The organism is Desulfovibrio desulfuricans DSM 642 (assembly GCF_000420465.1).
Lineage (GTDB): Bacteria > Desulfobacterota > Desulfovibrionia > Desulfovibrionales > Desulfovibrionaceae > Desulfovibrio > Desulfovibrio desulfuricans.
The window spans coordinates 26,400-49,642 of the sequence record NZ_ATUZ01000004.1 but is presented as its reverse complement, the minus strand read 5'-3'; the positions used below and the strand labels follow the sequence as shown (position 1 = coordinate 49,642).

The window sequence follows — 23,243 nt, the reverse complement described above, 5'->3', positions numbered from 1 at the left end:
TTGATAACGGGCCAGAATTTAGCGGTAACGCCCTGGATACCTGGGCTTTTGAACACGGCGTGCAGATAGAGTTCACTCGTCCAGGGAAGCCCACAGATAATGGACACATTGAAAGCTTTAACGGAAAATTCCGAGATGAGTGCTTAAATCAGAACGTGTTTCTGTCCCTGCACGATGCCCGCAGAACAGTCGAAGCCTGGCGGCAGGATTACAACCAGCGGCGACCGCACAGTTCCTTAGGCTGGCTGACACCGGAAGAATTTCGGGCAAAGAATATAACCTGCAACCCATTGGGAACCACTAACTTACAAGTGGTATACGCAGTGGGGTAAGGTCACGGCTACCTTCCCTTCAGGCTGCGCCAGAAGAGGTTTTACCTAGAATGTAAGCGCCAGCCCCACAACAGGGCCATGCTGAACAGCGTTGACTTTGAAGTTATCCCTGCCGCTGCCTGATTCATAGTTCAGCCCAACCGCACGATAACCCCAAAAATCTTAATTTCCCAAACCGTTACTGTCAAAACTACTGCTGCCTGCATGCACGGCAGCCGCAAATTTCACCCAGCGGCCAGGCAATATCATCTCTCACTGCGCCTGCTTGGCAGAACTTTTGCGCACGCGCTCTCGATATCTGTATTGCCGCTGATCTGGCGGATGGCCTGGGCGTAACGCGGATTGCCGCCTTGCATGTCAGCGGCCTGACACAGATACCCCAAGGCTTTGGCCCGATCTGTTCCGGCAGCAAGGAGACCAAGGTTATAGGCGGCGTCAGACATCGGGGCAAGGCGTAAAGCCTTGAGCAGCATCTGCTCTGCCTCTGCCCTGAGGCCGCGTTCTGCCAGTATCAGGCCAAGATTATAGGCAATGGCGGCATTGTCGGGATCAATCTCGTATGCTTTGCGCAAGGAAGCTTCCGCCCCGGCCATACTGCCCAGACGGGCCAGAGCCATGGCGGAATTGACATGGGCGGCGCTGGCGTCCGGCCGCATGCGCAAGGCGGCTTCATAGGATGAAAGAGCCGCAGCAGGGTCGCCCGAGCGCAGCAGGTAGTTGCCGCGATTATAACTGCCCGCCCAGTCATCGGCTCTGGCAGAAAAGGATTGCTCCAGTTCCTCTCTGGCCTTGGCAACAGCTTGTCGCGAGGATTCAGGGATATCCTGGCTCTGCACGCCGGCCAAGGCCTCGGCGGCCCGAACCCGCACAAGCCTGGAGGGATCGGCGCAGGCTTTGGCAAGGGCGTTCACTGTGGTTGCCTCGCGATTTTCGGCCAGCGAAGCGGCGGCACTGGCGCGAACCAGCTCGGATTCATCGTTCAGGGCAGCGTGAACCACCGGCCACTTGGCGCTGTCCGGGCAGGTGCGCAGCAGGCGCAACATGGATGCCGTGTAGACAGCATCTCGCCCCGGCTCCGTCAGGGAGGCAAGCATGGCTGGCAACTGGCTGAAGTTACGCTGCCGCGCATCCAGAATATGCCGGGCGCGGGCCAGCACAGGTGCCTGATAGTCTCTGGGCCGCCATTGGCGCACAAGGGCATCTGCCCATGCGGCATCCTTGTCCGGGTGGCAACCAAGGCAGGCGTTTGGCGAGCCAAAACTGGCAGTTGCGGCAGGCGTTGGCGGGCGCATGGAGTGGTCGCTCCGGCTCATGCGGGCAAAGTCCGTCTTGGGCATGTGGCATGCAATGCAACGGGAGCCGGGGCTTTCCGGCTTGTGCCGGGTGTGTTTGTCCAGCCCGGCCTCCTTGTCCTTATGGCAAGGCAGGCAGGCCTGATCCGGATCTTTGGACTGACGGAAACGCCCGCTGGAAGTATGACAAAAAATGCATTCCAGTTTGCCCGCGCGTACGCATGGGGCAGACAGCCATGAAGTGAAGGTGAAGTTTTCCCCCAGGTCGCGCCCGTCTGGATAGTAATCCTCATTTTCCAGCAGGATCAGATCAAAGTGGTCAAAAAAGCGCTCGCCCGGGCGGAACGAATCCGTGAGGGGCGACATTTTCGCATGGCACGAGGCGCAGGAATCATCGCGCTGCTGGCGATCCAGATCTTTTTTTATACGAATGATTTTCAGATCCGCAGGCGGCTTTCCCGGTTGCGCGGCAAGGCAAGCGTCATTGTGGGCCTGCGACGGCCCGTGGCATGTTTCGCAGTTGATGCCCGGTTCGCGCCATGTGGTGCTGTAGCTATCGGTTGCCGCATCATAATTGGTGGCCAGCTGACTGACATGGCAGGCGTGGCAGGAGGTATTGAAGGTGTAGGCGCGGTCGCGCCAGTTGAGGCTTTCGCGCCCGCCAGCCCGAAAGTGGGGGCTGCGCCGCGCCGTGCTGTCTGCAACCGCAAACCACTGGCGGTTACGCACGTCAAAAGCCAGAGGCAGGGTCTGCAAACGCCCGCGCTCAAGGGTTGTAAGAAAATAATAAACGTTTTTGCCGCCAAGCACCTGCGTAATGGCGTAGTCGTGCTTGCCGTCCGGGCCAGTCTCACGCACAAAACCCTGCCCCGGCCCGCAATAGGCGCGGTACACCCGCCCGCCGGATTCAATGGCTTTATCCTGCGGGGCCAGTTGCGCGCCAACCGTGGCATCTGAATACGGCTGCATGGCCAGCCCGTGGCGGGATGTGGACCAGAGGGAATAAAATTTTTCGTGGCAGCTCTTGCAGCTTTGCGAACCGGCAAATCCATCAGAGGCATCTGCCGCAAGGGTAGCGTCCGTCCAGCAAACAAGGGCAAGCCCCAGCAACAGGGCCTGCCCGCATCTGCATATATTCGCCGCTATTTTCAAGCCTAGTACCCTGGCAGGCGGAAATTGGGCGGATACTTTTGCAACACTCCACGATAGCGGCCAAATTCCGAATTAATGACATTCCCCACCGGTATGTGGCGAATACCAACGGAATCGTCTTCCTGCGGATTTGTGTACAGGTTGAACATCACAAGGCCGCCGGTTTTTTCCACGATGCCGCCGGTAAAGCCGCCATTGTAACCCTTGCGGGTGATCATGTCGGTGATCTGCACAGCCTTGTGCAGCTTGAACTCGTCAATGCGCACAGCCGCAAAGGTTGTGCCCAGCCAGTACAGAATGCTGCGCCGGTTGGAGTTGCCTTTGTCCGCCAGCAGGAAGGAAAGCTGGTCGATGCCGTCCACATAACGGTCTGGGGGCAGCAGCTTGGCAAGCTCTGTTCCGGGCTTGCCAGCGAGGGAAAGCGCCGTGGGCAAAATGTCCGCCATGTCAAAGAGACCTTCTGTCTTGCGGGGGGAGATCACGCCCTTGAAATAGGCAAACGTAGGCACGCGGGTGCCGCCTTCCCAGGTGGTGCCCTTGTACCCGCGGAACGGCGAACGGCCGTAGGGGGATACTTCGCCTTCCGGCCCGTTATCCGAGGTGAAAATGACCAGCGTATTGTCAATCTGGCCGGAATCTTCAAGGGCCTTCATCAGACGGGCGAAGACATCGTCCATTTCCACCATGCAGTCGGAATACGGCGTGCAGGCGCGGGATCTGCCCAGATACTTGTCGCTGGGATAGTTGTCAAAATGGCATCCGCGCGTACCAAAATACAGAAAGAAAGGCTTGGGATTTTTTGCCTGGGCCTTGATGAAATTTTCGCCGTAGGTCGTCAGGTCGTCATCCAGGTGCTTGATGCTGTCGAGATCAATAACCCGCAGATCCTTGCAGCCTTTTTCGCCTTTTTTGCACTGCACTTCGCTGTGGCTGAAGAGGGCGTTTTCAAACGCGGCAAACCGGGGGGGATTAAGGGCAATCTCGGGATTGGCATTAATGTCGCGCCATTCCGTGTATTCGTCAGAAACTGACAGAAATCCACGAAAATCGTCAAAGCCGACATTGTTGGGCAGGGAGCCTTCGTTTTCACCCATGTGCCACTTTCCTATGCCCTGAGTCACATAACCCTGATCGGAAAGCAGTTTTGCAATGGTGATGGCCCCATCCAGACCGCCTGCCTGCCCATACATGGGCGGGTATTGCAGGCCGTGATGCACCGGGAGCTGCCCGGTCATTATGGTGGCGCGGGTTGGCGTGCAGCTTGGCTGCGAATACGCCGAGGTCATGATAAGCCCTTCGGAAGCGAATTTGTCCAGCGAGGGCGTATCGTTGCCCACGGCTATGCCGCCGCCGTTAAAGCCCACATCCATCCAGCCTACGTCATCAAGCACAAAAACCAGGATGTTGGGCTTTTTACCGAACTTTTTTTCCAGCGCAGCCAGCTTTTCCCGAACGGTCTTGTCCTGCTCCGGATGGGGGATGACAGGCTCCAGATTGTCGGCGATTTTAACGCCTGGGACGGTAAGATACTGGTCGGGGTGAGGATACCCCTTGGCCTGAACGGGGCCGGATGACGTGCCCCTGTCGTTTTGCGCAAGGGAGATTCCTGAAACAAGCGCCATTACCCCCAGCTGCATGAGGGTCAGGGCAGAACACAAACAGATAAAACGCAAAAATTTATCCATGCTTCCTCCGAACAACAGTGCTTAGCTGAAGATGCTCGATAAATAGCATTGTAAATACGGCTTGACTAGATAAAAATATTGTTATTTCGCATCATTTGTAACCATAACAATTCTATAAACTTTATTTTCCCTTTACATTGATGCAATATCATTTCAGTACAAAATTGCTATCACGTTATAAAATATATCACATTAATCAAAATGATATTCTACTTTTTATATCAACGGTTCGCCATATTATTTTTATAAAATCCATAGATCAACACGCCATTCACAACAAACTAAGCGCGTAAATATTAATAAAAAAGATCTTTCACGATACAGTATCGTTACGAATCATAGTCTATAGAAGTCAGAATTTTTAAAAAAAAGACACAATACCATTACTGCACTATTTAACAGCATATTTTTTATGCGCTGCAAAGAGTTGAGCGAGCATGGCATGTATTTTCCAGTTCAGTCATAATGCCCAAACCTGCAGATATTTTATCAAGACAATGCTGTACGCAGAGCAGCTGCCGCCTTTGTATGCTTTGAATGTCGCCGTGCCACGGCAGCGCCGTCTCTTCAACAAAAAGTCTACTATTCTATGTAGTTATATTTTACCCAACTATTTTTATTCAAAAAACATACGGCATCATGTAAACTTGCTGCAACAGCGAGTATTTGGTGCTGCACCCGCACAGCAGCCGGGCGAATCGGCTTTCACAGCACCCGGCTGAATTCCTTCCAAATGATGGTGAGATCATGCCCATAGCAGAGCAAAGCACCAGAGAGAAGAACGGCGCGTTATGCAACTGCAACAGGCGCATGCTTGCCATCACGGCGGCGTCCCTTCTTTTTCTGCTGACGATCATCTGGTCGGCAACCCTGTGGGACATTGCGCGCTCAGAAAAAGAAGTTCAGTCTACCGTTGAAATCACCACCCGCACCCTGGCCCGCGCCCTGAGCGAGCACATGCTGTCCACAATCAAGCGCCTTGAGCTTGCCATCAAGGAACTGGATGCAGCATGGACTCCTGACCAAAATGATATCCGCACAGAAGCAGAGCGGCTGAAAAAAATTATCGGCGATCTGGCGCTGCAAATTTCCATAGTTGAACCCAACGGCCTTGTTGCCTATTCAACCCTGCCGCACATTGCGGGCATAAGCATAGCCGACAGAGAACACTTTAGCGTGCACCTCACCCCGCCCTGGCGGGAAATTCATGTTGGCAAGCCAGTTTTGGGCCGCGTTTCCGGCAAATGGACCATCCAGTTTTCGAGCCCCATTGTCCGGCAAGACAAACTTGTCGGCGTCATTGTTATTTCTGTTGAGCCAGACTACTTTGCCTCATTTTTTCGCAGCCTTGGCCTTGATGCGCAAGATTCCATCGATGTCATCCGCTCTGACGGCGCACTGCTTGTGCGCTCCACAGGAGCGGGCCTCATCTACGGGCATATCATCAGCGGCACAGCCTATCTGAATGCAAACTCCCCCATCAGCGGCAACTTTCGCCGCCCTTCGCAGATTGACGGCATCGAACGGATATTCGGCTATTACAAGATTGGCCAGTATGGGCTGACCTTTGTGGTGGGCAGCGCGGTGGGCAACGCCTTTGCGCCTTTTGAACAGATACGCACCGCCACACTGTGCGCGGCGGCGCTGGTATCTGCCCTGCTGGTGGCACTGGCCTTTCTTGCCTACGACAGCCTGCGCCGCCGCGATGAAGCCGAAAAACAGCTGGAACTTACGGGGCAGGTATTTGATTTCACTGGTGAGGCCATCTGCATAACAGACCGCGAAACAAACATCCTGGCAGTCAACGAATCGTTCTGCCGCCTCACGGGTTTTTCGCAGCCGGAAATTATCGGCAAGACCCCGCGTGTGCTGGCCTCAGGCCGTCACGGGCCGGAATTTTACAAGCACATGTGGGATCAGCTGTTTTCCAACGGCTGGTGGGAAGGCGAAATCTGGAACAAAAAGAAGGATGGCACCTTTTACCTTGAATGGCTGAACATCAAGGCTGTGCGCAATCTGCGCGGGGCCATAACCAACTATATCGGCGTGTTTGCCGACATCAAAAAAATCGCCGTAACCCAAAGACGCATTGAGTTTCTGGCCACGCACGATGAACTGACACAGCTGCCCAACCGTGCCGTGTTTTGCGACCGCCTGCAAAAAGCGCTGGATTGCTACCCGCCCACCAGTTGCCAGTTTGCTGTTGCCTTTATCGACATTGATGATTTTAAAATAGTCAATGATTCCATCGGGCATGCGGCGGGCGACAGCCTGCTTAAAGAAATGGCTATCCGCCTCACCACCGCGGCTGGCGCGGATGCCGTTGTTTCACGCTTTGGCGGCGATGAATTTACCCTGCTGCTGGAAAATGTGGACGACGCCAAGGCTGCGGCCACTGCGCAGCGCATCATTGAATCGTTGCGCCAGCCCATTTCCGTATGCGGCTTTGAAATCTACGCCGGGGTCAGCATTGGCATAGCCGTGTACCCGCAGCACGGCAGCGACATAAGCACGCTTTTGCAAAATGCCGATATTGCCATGTACCATGCCAAGGGGCAGGGCAAAAATACTTTCAGCTTCTTTAATGACGAGTTGCAGATCAAGGCGGCCATCCAGCTGCAGATAGAAAGCGGTTTGCCGCGCGCCATTACAGAAAATGAGCTGGTTTTGCACTACCAGCCACAGGTGGAACTGGATTCCGGGCGCATAATCGGGCTTGAAGCCCTGGTGCGCTGGCAACACCCCAATGACGGGCTGCTGTTCCCCGGCAAGTTCATTCCCCAGGCGGAAAAAACACGCCTTATCGACAAACTGGGCGAATGGGTTGCCGACAGGGCTGCTGCGCAGATCGAGCAATGGCGCGCCGCAGGGCTCAACCCGCCCAAGGTTTCCATAAATATTTCACCATCACAGTTTTTGCGTGGCGCGGCCTTGCCCATGATTGAGCGTATCCTCAACAAATATTCCATCCCGCCGTATCTGCTTGCCATTGAGCTGACGGAAAGCGCCCTTATGACCGACCCCAAGGAGGCTCGCCGCGCTCTGGGCAAGTTCCGCGATATGGGGCTGGAAATTTCCATTGATGATTTTGGCACCGGCTTTTCTTCGCTGTCGTCCCTGCGCCACTACCCCATCAACAGGCTCAAGATCGATCAGTCTTTTGTGCGGGATCTGGACGAGGCCCCGGATGCCTGCGCCATCACGCAGACGGTCATTGATCTGGCAAAATATCTGGGCATAGCATCCATTGCGGAAGGCATTGAAAACGAAGGGCAATTCACCAAAATCAAAATGATGGGCTGCAATATCGGGCAGGGATTCTTTTTCGCAAAGGCGCTTTCCGTGGAAGAGCTGGAAAAAAGAGGATTCGTCAGCACCGGGCCGGCAATTATCACGCGCGACCAGTAGCCCCCTCCGCTCCGGCGGAGTGCATCACTGTATTCTTGCCCCTGGCCTTCGCGGCGTACAGGGCGGCATCTGCCGCGCGCAGCAGCTCACGCCTGTTTTTCTTTCCCGTGGGTTCCAGCACCGCAACTCCGGCGCTCACGGTGACCACATTGCCATGCCTGCCAGTGGCATGCTCAATGCACATCTGTGCAAAAGCCCGCACCACTTCCTCCGCCAGGGCAAACGCCTCTGTAGCCCCCATGCCGGGCAGAATCAGGGCAAACTCCTCCCCGCCATAACGGGCGGCTACATCCGTAGCGCGCCGGGCATGCGCTTGCAGAACCTGCGCCAGCTTGCGCAGACACTCATCGCCTTCCTGATGGCCGTACTGGTCATTGTAGTTCTTGAAGTCGTCAACATCCAGAATCACAATGGCCATGCCAAGCCGCCCACGCACGGCCCGCTTCCATTCGCTCTCATACGCGGCATCAAACTTGCGCCTATTGGCAAGGCTGGTGAGGGAGTCAGTCTCCGACATATCCTGAAGTTCTTCGTTGGCGACCCGCAGTTCCGCTTCCATTCTGGCAAATGTCATGGCGATGATGCTAAAAGTCAAAATTGACGCAATGAACATTGCCATGAGCAACAGGGCCTTGGCCATCTCATCCGGCCCGGAGGGAAGGCACTGCACAGCGTTGAAGGCCTTGTACGCGCGCAGCACAAACACCGCCCCAAGGATAACAAACATCACCGACAGCAGGGATTGCGTCGCATGCCGTTTCCAGCCCTTGACCACATACGGTTCAAACCCGATGCGGAGAAACATGAAAGCCATGCCAAGGGAAAATACGGAAACTCTTGTGCAGGTGTCGAAATCAACAAACATATAGTAGGCTATCACGGCTGAAACAACCGCAAAAACACCATAATTTACTGCCATGCGACGCTTTGGCCTGACACCGCCGTACAGCAACAGGCCACGGAACAGAAAAACCCCGGAGAGCAGCATCAGCACTCCGCTAGTGTAGAGGGAAAGCATCAGATCAAAGGGACGGAAGTAGTTAAGAAACAGCCCTACAGACCAGGAAACCAGCCCGAGCGTCATACTTCCGAACCCAGGATAGGTTCGGCGGTACAGGTACGTGTACACAAGCACGGAAGACAGCGAGAAATAGAGAGCCGCCACGAGAACTGCCATGGTGAAGGCATCAAAGTTGCTCAAAAGATCAATCATTGGCAACTATCCGTAACGGTTGGGAATAAGCCAAAAATTTCAGAATGCCCCTGAAACATTGAGCAAGATTAGCATGTTGATGCACACCTGAAAAGGCGCAATAACTCCTCCGGCCTGCCAGGCACGGGCACGCCTTTTCCGCTACCGCCCCTTTCCGCTTGGTTGACCTGCACCGTGCTTCACGCGTAAGGCCAATAGGTGGCTGCAACCTGCCGTGTTGCCTGTTGAATACGTTCCACCCCGGCCCTGATGCCGGATCAGCGAAGGCCTTATGGATACTCCTGTTCTTGTAGTTGTGCTCGCCTGGTTTGTGGGCGGCTTTGTTTCAGGTGCAAGCGGCATCGGCGGTGCCATGATCGCCCTACCCCTTGCGGCCCTGTTTATTCCCATTCAGGTTGTCATAGCCCTGAGCTGCATACTTAATCTGGTTATGGACGGCGCGATCGCCGCCATGCATTTTCGGTACTGCAAGGTTCGCGCGCTGTACCCCCTGTTTGCCGGGGCCATCCCCGGCTCCATCATCGGTCTTTTCATTCTCCAGATGGTTCCTGGCAGCATGCTCCAGGGCATGACCGGCATACTCCTGCTGGCATTTGTGCTTTGGCAGAGCCGCTCGCGCGTAAGCCAGACCGGGCAGGAATCCTGGCTCAAAGGCGGGCTTGCGGGCTTTGCCTCGGGCGTGCTGGGGTCGGCCATCTCGTTTGACGGCCCCCCTGTGGGAGCCTACGGCCTTTATGCCGGGTGGACTCCACGGATATTTCTCGGCACGCTGGGCGTTTTTTTTATCATCAGGGCTTCGCTGACCTGCGTTCTCCAGGCCGGGGCGGGGTTATACACACCCGAAGTGCTACGCTACGCCGCATACGGCATGCCTGCCACGGTGCTGGGCACGCTGTGCGCTTTCCCTGTGGCGAAAAGAATCAATCCTGAACGCTTCCGCACCGTGCTGCGCGGCATCATTGCCGCTGCGGCTCTCGTCTGCATCTGGCGGGCATGGTTATAGCGCCCAAACCACCTGCAACTTTTCATCATTATTGGCCTCCTCGTGGAGGCCTTTTCTTTGCGGCAAAAGCAAAGCCCGCACCAAACAGGCGATTGCCCCAGCCGCGATACAAATTTGTAATCTACAGTGGCTTTATGAGGACAATAAAACAATATTGTTTTAGTAATCCCCTGTTATTTTAATTAAAAATATTTAATCATTTGGAATAAAACAACTTTTAACTTTGGCAATCATGTTGCAATACCCTCTGCAAAATCTGGAGGGTTTTCGTATGAATATGTTGCTGAAAAAGGTTGTCGTTGGTGCAGCGCTGGCAAGTTCGCTCCTCATGGGCGCCAATACCGCCCGTGCCGACCTGCTTGCGGATATCAAGGCCAAGGGCGAAATCGTCATCGGCACCGAAGCCCGTTTTACGCCGTTTGAATTTATGGAAAACGGCAAAATCGTGGGCTACAGCACCGACCTGCTTGAAGTCATCATGAAGGACATGCCCGGCGTTAAGGTCAAGCGCATGGATATTCCCTTTCAGGGCATTCTGCCCGGCCTGAGCGCCAAAAAATTTGACTATATCGTCACGTCTGTCACCGCCACCAAGGAACGCAACGAACACTACGCCCTGAGCGTGCCCGTAGCTGACGCCACCGTGGCCATGCTGGTACGTTCAGACAGCCCCTTTGCAAAGCCCGAAGACATGAGCGGCAAAACCGTGGGCTGCCAGACCGGCTCCGCCCAGATCAAGGCCATCGACCTGCTTGCCGAAAAACTTGGCGGCAAGGACAAGATCAAGGTCAAGGAATACGTGGCCTTTGACGAAGCATACGCCGACCTTGCCGCAGGACGCCTTGACGGCGTGGCGCAGTCCTATCCCAACCTTGCGGACGTTATCAAACGCCGGCCCGGCGTGTTCAAGATCCTCACCCCGCCCTTCGGCCCCAAGGTCTACTTTACATGGGTGGGCCGCAACGATGCGGACAGTGCAAGCCTTGCGGCTTTCTTTAATGACGGTCTGCGCAAGCTCATCACCAGCGGTAAAATGGCAGAGCTTCAGCAGAAGTGGTTTGGCTTCACCATGGAAATTCCCACAGAGCTGCCCGCTCCCGTTCAATAGCCTTTCCTTCCTTCACACATGGCCCCGGTCTTACGAGGCCGGGGCCTTACTTTACCAGTTTGCACATTATTTCAGGAGAATAGGTATGTGTCCGGTCAATTCCCTGCAATCCCCCCGGTTTTGCGGCATCCGCACCTTCATGCGGCAACCGGCGGCAACGGGCGAAACCCCGCAGGCCGATATTTCCATTATCGGCGTTCCCTTTGACAACGGCGTATCATACCGCCCCGGCACCAGATTCGGCCCTGCGGCCATCCGCGAGGCCTCAACCCTGCTCAAGCCATATTCGCCAGAACTTGATGTGGACGTGAACGAGAGCTTCACCATTGCCGACCACGGCGACATCGACACCATACCCGGCTATATGGAAGACAGCTTTACCGCAATCACCAGCGGCCTGAAGCCTTTTTTCGCCTCCAAAACCCTGCCCGTCATTCTGGGCGGCGACCACAGCATCAGCCTGGCAAACCTGCGCGCCGTGCATGCGGCGCATGGGCCAGTGGCCCTGCTCCATTTTGATGCGCACAGCGACACCATACCAAGCTATTACGGCAAGCCCTACAACCATGGCACCCCCTTTTACTGGGCGCTGAAAGAAGGCCTCATCCTGCCGCAGCATTCCACGCAGATCGGCATTCGCGGGCCGCTCTACAGCCGCAACGCCCTTGATTGGCCCCGCCAGCAGGGCCTGCGCATCATCATGGGGCACGAGGCACACGCAATGGGGCCGGAGGCTGTGATACGCGAGGCCCTTGCACGCATTGGCGACGCCCCGGTGTTTCTGAGCTTTGACATTGATTTTCTTGATGCGGCCTATGCCCCAGGCACCGGCACGCCAGAGGTGGAAGGTTTCACCACCTACGAGGCCATGACCCTTGTGCGCGGCATTTGCAGCAAGTGCCGCGCTGTTGGCATGGATCTGGTGGAAGTGCTGCCCGACAAGGACGTGGCGGGCATTACCGCTCTGGCTGGAGCCTCCGTGGTCTTTGCCTTTCTTGCGGCGCAGGTGGCCTTTCGAAGCGCACAGCCCCAAACCACATTATGATCGCGTGATGAAACAAAAATGTTTTGCATAAATCCAACATTGCGGAATCAAAACATTTTTGTTTTCACAAAGCTCCCCAAAAAATCAATTAAAACTTTGTAACTAGCTGTAAATAAACAATAATTACAAAAATGGCATCCAGTTTGCTCAAAACACCATACTGACAGGCGGGGAGCCGTGCCGCAGGGGAGTCCCTCCCACTGTTCCCCGCCGGAAACGCCCAACCGAGTGGATGCATCCACAGCAGGCTATCATGAACGAATGCAGCTTCATCCTTTCCATTATGCCGGAGCTGCTCCAGGGCGCAATAACTTCGGTTTTTGTGGCTATGGCGGCAATCTCGCTGGGTGTTGTGCTCGGCATTTCGGTGTGCCAGATGCGGCGGTCGCAGTTTTGGGGCTTCAAGCGGGCGGCGGGGCTGTACATCAGCTTTATGCGGGGCATTCCCGTGCTGGTGATTTTGTTTCTGCTGTTCTACCTGCCCTCGGCAGTCAATATTGAAGTGCCCTCACTGCTGGTTGCCGTGCTGGCCCTTGGCCTCAATACCAGCGCCTTTCAGGCCGAAATTTATCGCGGCGGCTTCAACTCCATACCCGTGGGGCAGATCGAAGCGGCCAAGGCTCTGGGCCTCAGCCGCATGCGTATTCTCACGCGCATCCAGCTGCCGCAGGTGCTGTCGCTCACAGGGCCGGAGCTGGTCAATGAATTCATCATCCTGTTCAAGAACTCGTCACTTATTTCTGTTATCGGCGTCACAGAACTCATGCGCCGCAGCGAACAGCTTGTGTCCACAACCTACAAGCCTGTGGAAGTGTATCTGGCAGCAGCCATTATCTATCTGACCCTGTGCCTGATTATTTCTCGCCTGGGCGAACGCCTCAAGGGGAAGCACTGATGGACGCCCTCACCACCTTTCTGGCCCGCTGGCAGAGTTTTTTGATTGAGAACGGCCCGGATTTTGGCGCAGCGCTCTGGGTGACCATCCGCATCAGCATGGTCGCCATAGTGTGCGGTCTGGCGCTGGGTTTTGCCGCAGAACTTGGCCGCCGCATCTGCCCCTGGCTGCGCAAGCCCGTTGCCTGCTATGTGGAGTTTTTTCGCGGTACGCCCCTGCTTATCCAGCTCTATCTGCTCTATTACGGCGGCCCCCGAATCGGCATTGTGCTGGATGCGGAACCCGCAGGCATGCTGGGCATGTCGCTCTATGCTGCCGCCTATTTTTGCGAGATCTTCCGCGCCGGATTCGAGTCCATACCCGAGGGCCAGCGCGAGGCGGCGCACTGCCTTGGCATTCGCCCCTGGCGCAGACTGTGGCGCATAGAATTGCCGCAGATGGCCCAGATAGTTCTGCCGCCCGCAGTCAACCAGATCATCACGCTTATCAAGGATTCAGCGGTGCTTTCCATCATCACCGTGGCGGAACTGACCAAGACTGCCACCCGCATCATGAACATCAGCTTTGAAATTGTCATGCCCCTGTGCCTGCTGGCGTTGCTCTACTGGATCGTTTCCGAGGCAGTGGCAGTTTTATGCGGCAAGGCGGAGGCCCGCCTGACCAGGCATTTGACGCGTTAGCTCAGCATCAGACCAGCACGGATTTTTACAGGAATCCGCGCCGCCAAGGCTCCAAAGGAGAACAGGCCATGAAAGAAACAATCACCCCTGCCATCAGAATATGCGATGTGCGCAAGCGCTATGGGCAGCACGAGGTGCTTCAGGGCATTGATATGGAAGTCATGCCCAAGGAAGTGGTCTGCCTTATCGGCCCTTCCGGTTCCGGCAAAAGCACCCTGCTGCGCTGCGTCAACTTTCTTGAAGTGTACGACGAGGGCGAAATTCTGGTTGAAGGCGCACTGATGGGCTACGAGGTGCAGTACAACGGCACCCGCCGCCGCGCCAGCGAAACACGCATTCGCGAAAGCAGGCGCGACCTCGGCATGGTGTTTCAGCATTTCAACCTGTGGCCGCACATGACGGTCATGGAAAACGTCACCGAGGCGCTCATTTCCGTTGCTGGCAAAAGCCGCGCCACCGCCGAGAAAAAAGGGCTGGAATGCCTTGAACGCGTGGGCCTTGCCGAAAAGCGCAACAGCTACCCCGCCCAGCTTTCCGGCGGGCAACAACAGCGCGTTGCCATTGCGCGCGCTCTGGCAACGGAGCCGCGCATCATGCTCTTTGACGAACCCACATCAGCCCTCGACCCCGAGCTTGTGGGCGATGTGCTGCAAGTCATGCGCAGCCTGGCCAACGACGGCATGACCATGCTCATAGTGACCCACGAAATGGGCTTTGCCGCTGAGGTGGCGGATCGGGTGGTCTTCATGGAAGGCGGTCACGTTGTGGAGCAAGGGCCGCCGGACAAACTTTTTCATACGCCGGAAAGCCCCCGCCTCGCGGCCTTTCTGAAAAGCTGGACGCACCGCAACGGACAGGTTGCCTAGCACCCGCAGCACTGCCCCAATATCCGTTACCAGCGGCTGTCACCATATCTGGCACAAGCATTTGGCAGGAGAACATGCCCATGAGCGAATACACCACCATTCCCGGCCGCTGCGGCGATGCCGCCATTGTGCGCGCCGGGGAACGCATCAAGATCGTCAACATCACGGGGGAGCAGGTGGTGGACACCTGGGCCTTCAACCTGCGCAACCCACAGGAATATATGTCCATGCAGCACATGCGGCCCGACCTCAACAAGGGCATTCCCGGCCCGGGCGACAGGCTGGTGACCAACTGCCGCCGCCCGGTGCTCACCATGCTGGAAGACACCAGCAACGGCGCGCACGACACCTTTATGGCCGCCTGCGACATCTACCGCTACATGGCCCTTGGCGTGCAGGGCTACCACGCCAACTGCACGGACAACATGTATGCGGCCCTGCGCAAACTGGGCATACAGGTGGATTTTTGCCCCTGCCCGCTGAACCTGTGGATGAACACCCCCATTGTGGACAACAAGGCCCACTGGCTGCCGCCCCTGAGCAAGGCGGGCGACTACGTGGTGCTTGAAGCCCATTTTGACTGCGTGGTGGTCATGTCGGCCTGCCCGCAGGATATTCTGCCCATCAACGGTAAAAACTGCGTGCCTTCTGACATCAAATACAAGGTCTACGCGGCCTGATTGCGCGGCAAAAAGACAAGTGGCCCCCATTGCGGCGGCGCACCATAACAGACCGAACTCTTCCGGCCCAAACATCGAGGTTTATATGGCTTCCATGCAACCACCCAGCGCGTCTTCGTCCCCACGTTTCTGCAACACCGGCAGCTTCATGCGCATGCCACGTATGGACGACCCCACGGGCATGGATTTTGCCGTTTTCGGCATTCCCTTTGATACGGGCAGTTCCTACCGCACGGGTTCGCGCTTCGGGCCTTCGGCTATCCGGCATATTTCAAGCATGATCAAACCCAACAACGTGATCTTCGAGGTCAATATTCTCAACGAGCTGACGGGCGGCGACTTTGGCGACGTCAATATTGTGCCCGGTTACATCGAACCTTCGTACGCCGCCATTACCCAGTTCATGCAGCCCCTGCTTGAAGCCGGGGCAGTGCCGCTGGGCCTTGGCGGCGACCACGCCATCACCCTTGCCGAGCTGCGCGCCGTTGCCGCACAGCACGGCAAGGTAAGCCTGCTGCATTTTGATTCGCACCTGGATCTGAACGAATCCGTATTCGGGCAGCCGTACAACCACGGCACACCCTTTCGGCGTGCGCTGGAAGAAGGCCTCATCGACCCGTCCACCTCTATCCAGCTGGGCATGCGCGGTTCGCTCTATGACCCGGACGACTTCAAGATCGCCGCCGACCTTGGCTTCAAGGTGCTGCCCGCGCACATCATGCGCGAGATGGGCTTGCCCGCGGTTATAGAAGCCATCCAGCAGCGCGTGGGCGACACAAAAGTCTTCCTCACCTTTGATATCGACTTTGTGGATCCTGCCTACGCCCCCGGCACCGGCACGCCAGAGGTCGGCGGCTTTACCTCATGGGAGGTGCTGAGCATGGTACGCGCCCTCAAAAATCTGCACTATGTGGGCTTTGACATTGTGGAAGTCATGCCCGGCATAGATCAGGCAGAGCTGACAGCCTATCTGGCCGCCAACATCGGCTTTGAATTTTTGTCCATCCTCGCATTTCAAAAAAAGAACGGCCTGCGTTAGGGCAGGTTACGCATGAAATGGGTTAACTGCTCTAAAGAACTCAACTGAATTTAAGCAACTTGCCATCACACGCACGGCGCAGCCCTGTTACCCTCACAGAGCTGCGCCGTTATATTTTCAGCCAGACAATCCCGTCTGGCATGGGCTGAAGCCGCTTAAACTTCGGCAGTGTACGGCGGGGCCGGATCGTACTGCAAAATTTTGCGCACTAGGCGGGCGTGATCCGGGTCATGAATCTGGCCCACAAGCCACAGGGCCATGTCCATACCCGCAGACACGCCCTGCGAGGTGACGATCTTGCCATCGCGCACATAACGCGCATCCGGCAGAGCCGTTATTTCCGGGTCACTTTCAAGGGCGTCCATGAGCTGCCAGTGCGTTGTGGCCCGGCGGCCCTTGAGCAGGCCGGCCTTTTGCAGGATCAGCCCACCTGTGCACACTGCGGCGAGGTATTCCACCTTTTCGTATTGCTGGCGCACCCAATCCAGAATGCCGGGGTCGCTCCAGGCGTATTCGGAAACTTCCGCAGTGCCGGGCAACAGCAGCACATCCAGCGGCGGAGCGTTTTGCAAGCTATAGTCCGGCGTAATGCGCAAACCGCCCAGTCCGCAGAGCGTCTGGCCCGTGCAGCTCAGCGTCACCAACCTGCCGCCACCGGCAAACTGGTTGGATGCCGCAAAAACCTGCATGGGCGCTACAAAATCCAGCTCCGCCACCTGTTCATAAATATATATTCCATATGTGAGGCCTTTTTTCATCTTTGTTCTCCTTTAAAAAAATGTCGGCTGTACTGGTGGGGACTCAGGCCAAGGCGGCGAATGAAGGCCTTGCGCAAACGGTCTTCGCTGCCAAAACCCACCGACTGCGCCACCAAGGCAAAGGAATCAGCCCCGGATTCAATGAGCTCCCGCGCCCGGATGATGCGCAAGCCTTCCACAAAGCGGGCGGGGCTGCTGCCGGTTTCTGCGGGGAATACCCGCGCGAACGACCTGGGGCTCATGTTCGCTACCTCGGCCAGGCGCTCAACAGTCAGATTTTTGCCAAGATTCGCCTCCAGCCAACGCACCAGAGGGGCAAATCTGCCCGCATTGACCTGCACGGCCAGCGCAGAGCTGTACTGGCTCTGGTTGCCTGGGCGGCGGCGGTACAAAAGCAATACGCGGGCGACTTCCATTGCCAGCTTGTCGCCGTAGTCTTCCTCAACCATATCCAGCGCCAGATCTATGCCCGCCGTAACGCCGCCGCTTGTGGACGTGTTGCCGTCGCGTACAAAAATGGCGTCAGGCTCCACGGTAATCTGCGGGTACAGCTCGGCCAGGCGGTCAGCCACCAGCCAGTGGGTTGCCGCCCTTTTGCCCTGTAGCAGACCACTGGCCGCCAGAATGAACGCCCCGCTGCACACGCTTGCTATGCGTGCAGACCGGGCCGCCGCCGCGCATACCTGCTGTATGATCTGCGGATTCTCCGATGTGGCTTCCGCATCCACTGCGCCGGGAACAACAAGAATATCCGGCGAAAGATTTTCGAGTGTTGTCTCCGCCGTCAGCACAAGGCCGGATGACGTACGCACAGGGCCAGGGGTGCAGGCGGCGAACACGGGCACATAGCCCTGATCATTTTTGTTGCTGTGCGCCAGAATATCCGTAGCCGCCGCAAAAACCTCCAGCGGGCCGGAGACATCCAGCGAGACAATGCCGGGATAAAGAAAAAAAACAACGCGCTGTTTCATGTGTGCAGAATAGAAAACGACCGCGCTGGCAGCAATGACAAAAAATAGCCTTTTTCTGCCACAATGGCGGCAACAGGGCCGCCGCCGGAACAGGCGGTGCAGATTGGCAGAAACAGGCAAAGGCCGTCCGGCATACTCACGTATGCCGGACGGCCTTTATATTTTTGAATGTCGGGCCTTCTGGCCCGCCTGGTTGTTTACTGTTTCTTTTTATCGCGGGTCTGTTTGGTGGAGCTGCCGGGAGCCGCAGCCTTGGCAGGAGCCTTGGTGGACATGCTGCGCAGGGCGGCCTTGGCATCAGGGTCTCCGTTCTTGGCGGCAAGCTGATACCAGCGGCTGGCTTCGGTCAGGTTGCGGGGAACGCCCGTCCCCTGTTCATACATGAGGCCAAGGCTGTACTGAGCGGCAGCTTCGTTCTGCTCCGCGGCCTTGCGGTACCAGTCCACAGCCTGGGTATAATCCTGCGCCACGCCGCGCCCCTGCTCATACATATAGCCGAGGTTGTACTGCGCTTCAGCATAGCCCTGCTCCGCCGCGCGTGTATACCACTGCACAGCCTTGGCGGGATCCTGGGCATAACCGCGCCCTTCGGCGTACATGTAGGCCAGGTTGTTCTGGGCTTTGGCGTGATCCTGCTCCGCGGCCTTTTCAAACCAGTGGGCCGCCTTGGTGTCGCTCTGATTTTCGCCCTTGCCGTTCATGTAGGTCCAGCCCAGAGAATACTGGGCCGAAGCCAGCCCCTGATTGGCGGCACGGGTGTACCAGTCAATGGCGGCAGCTTCATCCTTGGGCACGCCCTTGCCATAGGCATAGAGGTAGCCAAGATTGTACTGGGCCATGGCAAGACCCTGATCGGCGGCCTTGCGGAACCAGCGGGCGGCCTCATGGTAATTGCGGGGAACGCCATCCCCGGTAACCAGCGACGTTGCCCAAGAATTCATGGCGCTGACGTCGCCCTTTTCCGCCGCCAGACGGAAAAATTCCGCAGCGCGCGTATTGTTTTTCTTCACGCCCTTGCCTTCAAGGATCAGGCGGCCCATGACATAAAGGGCTTCGGCATTGCCGCTGTCCACCAGCGGCTTGAGCACGCGCACGGCCTGATCGTAATCGGCCTTGTCCAGCGCGGCCTGCGCCTCGCGCAGGGTCGAGGCGTCATCAGCCAGAACAGTGCCGCCCATGAGCAGAACAGAACAGAATACCGCGGCCACCAACAGCGACAACGAAAAAACACGAACTTGCATGTGTTACAGACTCTTCAGCATTTTCAGCCAGTAAGGGTTAGGACCGCCCGGAACGGTCAGGGCCTGCTGCGCGCAGTACGCCTTGCGCGCCTGCTGCACCTTATCGCTCATCCACCATGCCAGCGGATCACTCCAGACCTCGGCGGCCTTGGCGGCGGCCTCCTGGGGTGTTTCGTGCCATATACCGGCTTCGGCCAGCATGTCCAGCAGGGCCGTGGCATCGCTTGTCAGCGCCCAGGCCTCGCGCCGCCAGAACAGCACCATGGGGATATTGGCAACCAGCGATTCCAGCAGTGTTGTACCGTTGTGGTCCAGCACCAGCAAACGGCAGGCATAGAGGTGGTTTGACAACATGCCCGTGGCCATCCGCACCGAGGGAAAACGCTCCAGCACCCAATCCGCATCGCGCAGGGAGCCGGGAACCGGGAAATAGGGACGGTACAGCGAACAGGCCTGCACATCGCGCCCCAGAGCTTCAAAAAATCGAGCCTTATCCTTGCGGTATTCCACTATCTGCAAGGGCGAGGGATGCGCGTCAAGCCGATAGGGAAAGGCGGGCATTTCGGTGCCGACATACAGCAGGTTCTCGCCCTTCTGCCCCTGCCAGCGCCCTTCAAGGCCATCAAGCTGCGGATACGGCAGAGGAATAAAGTTGCCCGCACTGCCCTGATGCTGCTTCCAGCCCCAGGTGCCAAAGGCATGCTGGCTGTATTCCACCATCTCCACATCCGACACGCAGCGCACCTGCCCGTAGTCGCTGCCGTGCTGCACATACATGAGGCGGTTGCCGCGCCCCCGCCACTTGGCCAGCGACTGGCGGTAATCCGCATCTTCATAGGCCAGCACACTGGCAACGCGCAGGCGCGGCCCCAGCGGATCAGGCGTAAGACGGGCCGGATGCCTGTGGCTTGCCAGCAGTTGCGGCAAGGAAGCCATGAACAGCGTCACCAGCGTGCTGGCGAAATTTTCTGGCAGATCCGCCGCAATACCGGTGGCGGCGCTGCTGTATTCCGCCTGCGGTCGCGACCTGTCCGGCCCATGGCTGCGGTGCAGCAAGGCCAGCGAAAAACGCAAGGTCTGGGCAATGCTCATGCCCTTGAGCCGGGGGCAAGGCAGGTGCAGCATCAGCTTGCGCAGCACCTCACGCACCTGCTCCTTGCCGGAGAGCTTTTCCTGCTCGCCATACTTTTTTTGCACCACAGGCAGATATTCCATGCTCCAGGCAGCGGGAAAAACCTCTTCCAGCAGGCGAGAGAACAGCCAGTGGTTGTAGGTATGCCCCAGCGCCCCGTGCATCACAAAGTCCGGCCCGGTGGCAAAACTGAACGAGCAGTCCCTCGGCAGCAGCGGCACATGCAGCGGCTCCTGCCCCCAGGCCTGCACCATGGCCTTGACCCGCCACCAGCGCTCCACAACCTGCTTGGAAACATTCATTGCCCACGGCGTGAGCAGGGTTTCCCAATAGGCAGGGGGCAAATTGCGGGCATGCGGGCAGATACGCCCGGCAACATGAGGCAGCATGTCGGCACAGAGGGCCTTTACCTCCTGACAGGCCCGCTCCTGCAAGGGAATCTCGACCAGCGGCTCAGGAGCAAAGGTGAATTTTTTATCCCAGTCGGGAAAAAATTCTTCCTGCTCGGCAAAACACCAAGGCCCGGCCGCGCGAAAAACCGCCGGGTCGGCCTTGTGGGGCATGCGCCCAAGAACAAGGGTTATGCGCCCGTTGCTCATAATCAGGCCCTGTCAAGATCGGCCCAGGAAAGCACGGTATCTTCTGGCAGATCTCGGCGGGCGCGCATACCGAGCACCTCGTCGTAATTACGGGGGGAGATGCCATGCGCGGGGCGCTTCCAGGTAAGATCGGCAGCGGTCAGCAGCTGACCGGCAGGCACGGCCCGCGCCGTCACCAGGGAGCGGCGGGCATGCTGACGCGCGGGTTCTTCTTCCGGCAGGGCGCGCAGCTCCATACCGCCAACGCTGGTCAGCGTGGCGTTGAGGCGCTTGTAAAAATGCTTGAGGTCTTCCTTGTCCATGGCATGGTAATGGTCGTTGCCGGGCAAGGTTTTGTCGTGCGAAAAGTGTTTTTCGAGGATGCGCGCGCCCAGCAGGGTGGCGGTTTCAAGAATATGCATGTCGTTGGGCAGGGTGTGGTCGGAGTAGCCGATGACATGCTGCGGGAAATGCCGCTTGAGCGCGAGGATCATGCCAAGGGCCGCGTTTTCATCAGCAGTGGGATAGTTGAGCACGCAGTGCAGCAGGGCCAGCTTGTTGCCCTTTTCTTCAATCCATTCCACAGCTTCGGCAATTTCGTGCAGGTGCGCCGCGCCGGTGGAAAGAATAATGGGCTTTTTAAAATCGCAAAGAATGCGGATAAAGGGCTTGTTGGTTATGTCGGACGAGGAAATCTTGAACACGTCCATGAGGTCGTTGAGAAAGTGCGCCGACTCCACATCAAAAGGCGTGGACATGAAGACAATGCCCGCAGCATCGCAATATTTTTTGAGGGCTTCAAATTCGTTCTTCCAGAAAGAATCGTGCTTCTTGAAGAGTTCGTACTGGCTGGAGGTGGGTTCCTTGGAGGTATCCCAATAGGCGGGCGAATCCTTGGAGGCCAGGGTTCCGGCCTTGTAGGTCTGGAACTTGATGGCGTTGGCCCCGCCCTCGGCGGCCTCGTCAACCAGACGGCGGGCAATGTCCATGCTGCCCTCGTGGTTCACGCCAGCCTCTGCAATAACATAGGGAACGGGGATATGGGTTTCCTGAGTGGGGACGTCGAATATTTCCATGAGTTTCATGCTCATTTCCTCTCTGATGAATGATGGGTGAAAACTATACTCCCGCAAGATGCAAAAGAAAAGCACACGCTGCGGTACATTTGCATAACATTTTATAATAACAGTATATTTAAACTATCCAGGCGTGTTGCCCAACGCTCTTTACCTGCGGCCCGCCTGCGGATATGTTCTTTGCCCAAACCCATAAAGGATGCAGACATGGCGCACAGCAAAACACTTCGTATCGTTCTGGCCACGCAAAATGCGGGCAAGGTTCGCGAACTGGCCGACCCGCTGACCGAGTTCGGCGTGGAAGTTCTGGGGCTTTCGTCCTTTCCTGAAATTGGCGAGATCGAGGAAACCGGCACCACATTTGAAGAAAACGCTCTCATCAAGGCCCGGGCCGTGGCGGCCCTGACCGGCCTTGTGAGCGTTGCCGATGATTCCGGCCTGGAAGTGGACGCCCTGGACGGCGCACCGGGCGTATACTCCGCCCGCTATTCCGATGACTGGGAGAGCCTGCCCGGCGAAAGCCGCGATGCCCGCAACATACGCAAGCTGCTGCACGCCATGGCCGCAGTGCCCGCTGAAAAACGCGCCTGCCGCTTTGTCAGCTGCATGGCCGCCGCCAAGCCCCATGGCGATGAAATGGTTGTGCGCGGCACATGGGAAGGCACCCTGCTGGAAAGCCCGCACGGGGACAACGGCTTTGGCTACGACCCTATTTTTTTTGATCCCTCGGCGCGCAAATCCGCCGCAGAACTGACGCGGGACGAAAAAAACGCCCGCAGCCACCGGGGCAATGCCCTGCGCGCCCTGCTGGCCCGCTGGGCCGAATTTATGCACTAAGGCGCACGCACCAATGATGCGAACGGAACAAACCGCCCGCTAATATCACATGGCTACAAAGCTAAAAAATCAGGAGCAGGCGGGGCAACCCGCCGCTTCTCTTTTGCCCCGGCTGCAAGGCCAGCGAGCTGCACCCTCCTGCCCAGACGCAGCCCCCCCCAAGAGTACCGGGGAACCAGACCGTCATTTTTATGCCAGCCAGGGCAACAGCCAACCGGATCTGCTTATTTCCCACGCGCCGCCAGTCTCTAA

Annotated in this window: 20 protein-coding genes; 12 read left to right on the top strand and 8 right to left on the bottom strand. The window is 57.2% G+C overall.

Going from position 1 to position 23,243, the window contains the following annotated elements; genetic code table 11:
• On the top strand, nucleotides 1-332 hold a 332-nt coding region (locus G449_RS17990; RefSeq protein WP_022657482.1), incomplete at its 5' end, for an integrase core domain-containing protein.
• Nucleotides 333-577: 245 nt separating this feature from the next.
• Here the strand turns inward: G449_RS17990 and G449_RS0101185 are convergent.
• Together G449_RS0101185 and G449_RS0101180 are read right to left on the bottom strand one after the other, a co-directional pair.
• Entirely contained in the window at nucleotides 578-2,776 is a 2,199-nt protein-coding gene (locus G449_RS0101185) for a tetratricopeptide repeat protein (protein WP_034604756.1), read from the bottom strand.
• A 2-nt stretch (nucleotides 2,777-2,778) separates the two neighbouring features.
• Nucleotides 2,779-4,461, bottom strand: coding sequence for a sulfatase-like hydrolase/transferase (locus G449_RS0101180; RefSeq protein ID WP_022657480.1), 1,683 nt, complete (start codon nucleotides 4,459-4,461; stop codon nucleotides 2,779-2,781).
• A gap of 437 nt (nucleotides 4,462-4,898) precedes the next feature.
• Between G449_RS0101180 and G449_RS18340 the strand changes: the two genes are divergently transcribed.
• Complete coding sequence (locus G449_RS18340; protein ID WP_159060403.1) at nucleotides 4,899-5,183, top strand: hypothetical protein; 285 nt, start codon at nucleotides 4,899-4,901, stop codon at nucleotides 5,181-5,183.
• Between the two features lie 25 nt (nucleotides 5,184-5,208).
• Nucleotides 5,209-7,869: a bifunctional diguanylate cyclase/phosphodiesterase gene (locus tag G449_RS17585; protein ID WP_022657479.1), complete on the top strand. Its 2,661-nt coding sequence runs from the start codon at nucleotides 5,209-5,211 to the stop codon at nucleotides 7,867-7,869.
• On the opposite strand, the gene G449_RS0101170 is transcribed toward G449_RS17585, so the two are convergent.
• Nucleotides 7,853-9,082 (bottom strand): GGDEF domain-containing protein, encoded by a 1,230-nt coding sequence (locus tag G449_RS0101170; RefSeq protein WP_022657478.1) that lies wholly within the window; start codon nucleotides 9,080-9,082, stop codon nucleotides 7,853-7,855. The genes G449_RS17585 and G449_RS0101170 overlap by 17 nt on opposite strands.
• A gap of 271 nt (nucleotides 9,083-9,353) precedes the next feature.
• On the opposite strand from G449_RS0101170, the gene G449_RS0101165 reads away from it, so the two are divergent.
• The 8 genes from G449_RS0101165 to speB (G449_RS0101130) all read left to right on the top strand — a co-directional run bounded on the left by G449_RS0101165 (nucleotide 9,354) and on the right by speB (G449_RS0101130) (nucleotide 16,398).
• Nucleotides 9,354-10,085 (top strand): sulfite exporter TauE/SafE family protein, encoded by a 732-nt coding sequence (locus G449_RS0101165; protein WP_022657477.1) that lies wholly within the window; start codon nucleotides 9,354-9,356, stop codon nucleotides 10,083-10,085.
• A 271-nt stretch (nucleotides 10,086-10,356) separates the two neighbouring features.
• Nucleotides 10,357-11,193, top strand: a complete 837-nt coding sequence (locus G449_RS0101160; RefSeq protein ID WP_022657476.1) for a transporter substrate-binding domain-containing protein — start codon at nucleotides 10,357-10,359, stop codon at nucleotides 11,191-11,193.
• Nucleotides 11,194-11,278: 85 nt separating this feature from the next.
• The gene (speB, locus tag G449_RS15470) at nucleotides 11,279-12,238 is read left to right on the top strand and encodes an agmatinase (RefSeq protein ID WP_022657475.1); all 960 of its coding nucleotides are present in this window, start codon (nucleotides 11,279-11,281) and stop codon (nucleotides 12,236-12,238) included.
• Between the two features lie 253 nt (nucleotides 12,239-12,491).
• Nucleotides 12,492-13,133 (top strand): amino acid ABC transporter permease, encoded by a 642-nt coding sequence (locus tag G449_RS0101150; protein WP_022657474.1) that lies wholly within the window; start codon nucleotides 12,492-12,494, stop codon nucleotides 13,131-13,133.
• Nucleotides 13,133-13,813, top strand: a complete 681-nt coding sequence (locus G449_RS0101145) for an amino acid ABC transporter permease (RefSeq protein ID WP_022657473.1) — start codon at nucleotides 13,133-13,135, stop codon at nucleotides 13,811-13,813. Before G449_RS0101150 ends, G449_RS0101145 begins: the two co-directional genes overlap by 1 nt.
• A gap of 68 nt (nucleotides 13,814-13,881) precedes the next feature.
• Nucleotides 13,882-14,679, top strand: a complete 798-nt coding sequence (locus G449_RS0101140) for an amino acid ABC transporter ATP-binding protein (RefSeq protein ID WP_022657472.1) — start codon at nucleotides 13,882-13,884, stop codon at nucleotides 14,677-14,679.
• An 80-nt stretch (nucleotides 14,680-14,759) separates the two neighbouring features.
• Nucleotides 14,760-15,359, top strand: coding sequence for a DUF1989 domain-containing protein (locus tag G449_RS0101135; RefSeq protein WP_027180591.1), 600 nt, complete (start codon nucleotides 14,760-14,762; stop codon nucleotides 15,357-15,359).
• Between the two features lie 148 nt (nucleotides 15,360-15,507).
• Nucleotides 15,508-16,398 carry an agmatinase gene (gene speB, locus G449_RS0101130; RefSeq protein ID WP_022657470.1) on the top strand — a complete coding sequence of 297 codons (891 nt, stop codon included), beginning with the start codon at nucleotides 15,508-15,510 and terminating at the stop codon, nucleotides 16,396-16,398.
• A gap of 155 nt (nucleotides 16,399-16,553) precedes the next feature.
• Here speB (G449_RS0101130) and G449_RS0101125 read toward each other — a convergent pair whose 3' ends face one another.
• The 5 genes from G449_RS0101125 to G449_RS0101100 all read right to left on the bottom strand — a co-directional run bounded on the left by G449_RS0101125 (nucleotide 16,554) and on the right by G449_RS0101100 (nucleotide 22,163).
• Nucleotides 16,554-17,156: a DJ-1/PfpI family protein gene (locus tag G449_RS0101125; RefSeq protein WP_022657469.1), complete on the bottom strand. Its 603-nt coding sequence runs from the start codon at nucleotides 17,154-17,156 to the stop codon at nucleotides 16,554-16,556.
• Nucleotides 17,153-18,127, bottom strand: coding sequence for a GlxA family transcriptional regulator (locus G449_RS0101120; RefSeq protein ID WP_022657468.1), 975 nt, complete (start codon nucleotides 18,125-18,127; stop codon nucleotides 17,153-17,155). The genes G449_RS0101125 and G449_RS0101120 overlap by 4 nt, the downstream gene beginning before the upstream one ends.
• Nucleotides 18,128-18,324: 197 nt before the next feature.
• Nucleotides 18,325-19,368, bottom strand: a complete 1,044-nt coding sequence (locus tag G449_RS0101110; protein WP_022657465.1) for a tetratricopeptide repeat protein — start codon at nucleotides 19,366-19,368, stop codon at nucleotides 18,325-18,327.
• Between the two features lie 3 nt (nucleotides 19,369-19,371).
• Entirely contained in the window at nucleotides 19,372-21,099 is a 1,728-nt protein-coding gene (locus tag G449_RS0101105) for an LIC12162 family transferase (protein ID WP_022657464.1), read from the bottom strand.
• A 2-nt stretch (nucleotides 21,100-21,101) separates the two neighbouring features.
• Nucleotides 21,102-22,163: an N-acetylneuraminate synthase family protein gene (locus G449_RS0101100; protein ID WP_022657463.1), complete on the bottom strand. Its 1,062-nt coding sequence runs from the start codon at nucleotides 22,161-22,163 to the stop codon at nucleotides 21,102-21,104.
• Nucleotides 22,164-22,361: 198 nt separating this feature from the next.
• Between G449_RS0101100 and rdgB the strand changes: the two genes are divergently transcribed.
• Complete coding sequence (rdgB, locus tag G449_RS0101095; RefSeq protein WP_022657462.1) at nucleotides 22,362-22,991, top strand: RdgB/HAM1 family non-canonical purine NTP pyrophosphatase; 630 nt, start codon at nucleotides 22,362-22,364, stop codon at nucleotides 22,989-22,991.
• Nucleotides 22,992-23,243: the final 252 nt, after the last annotated feature.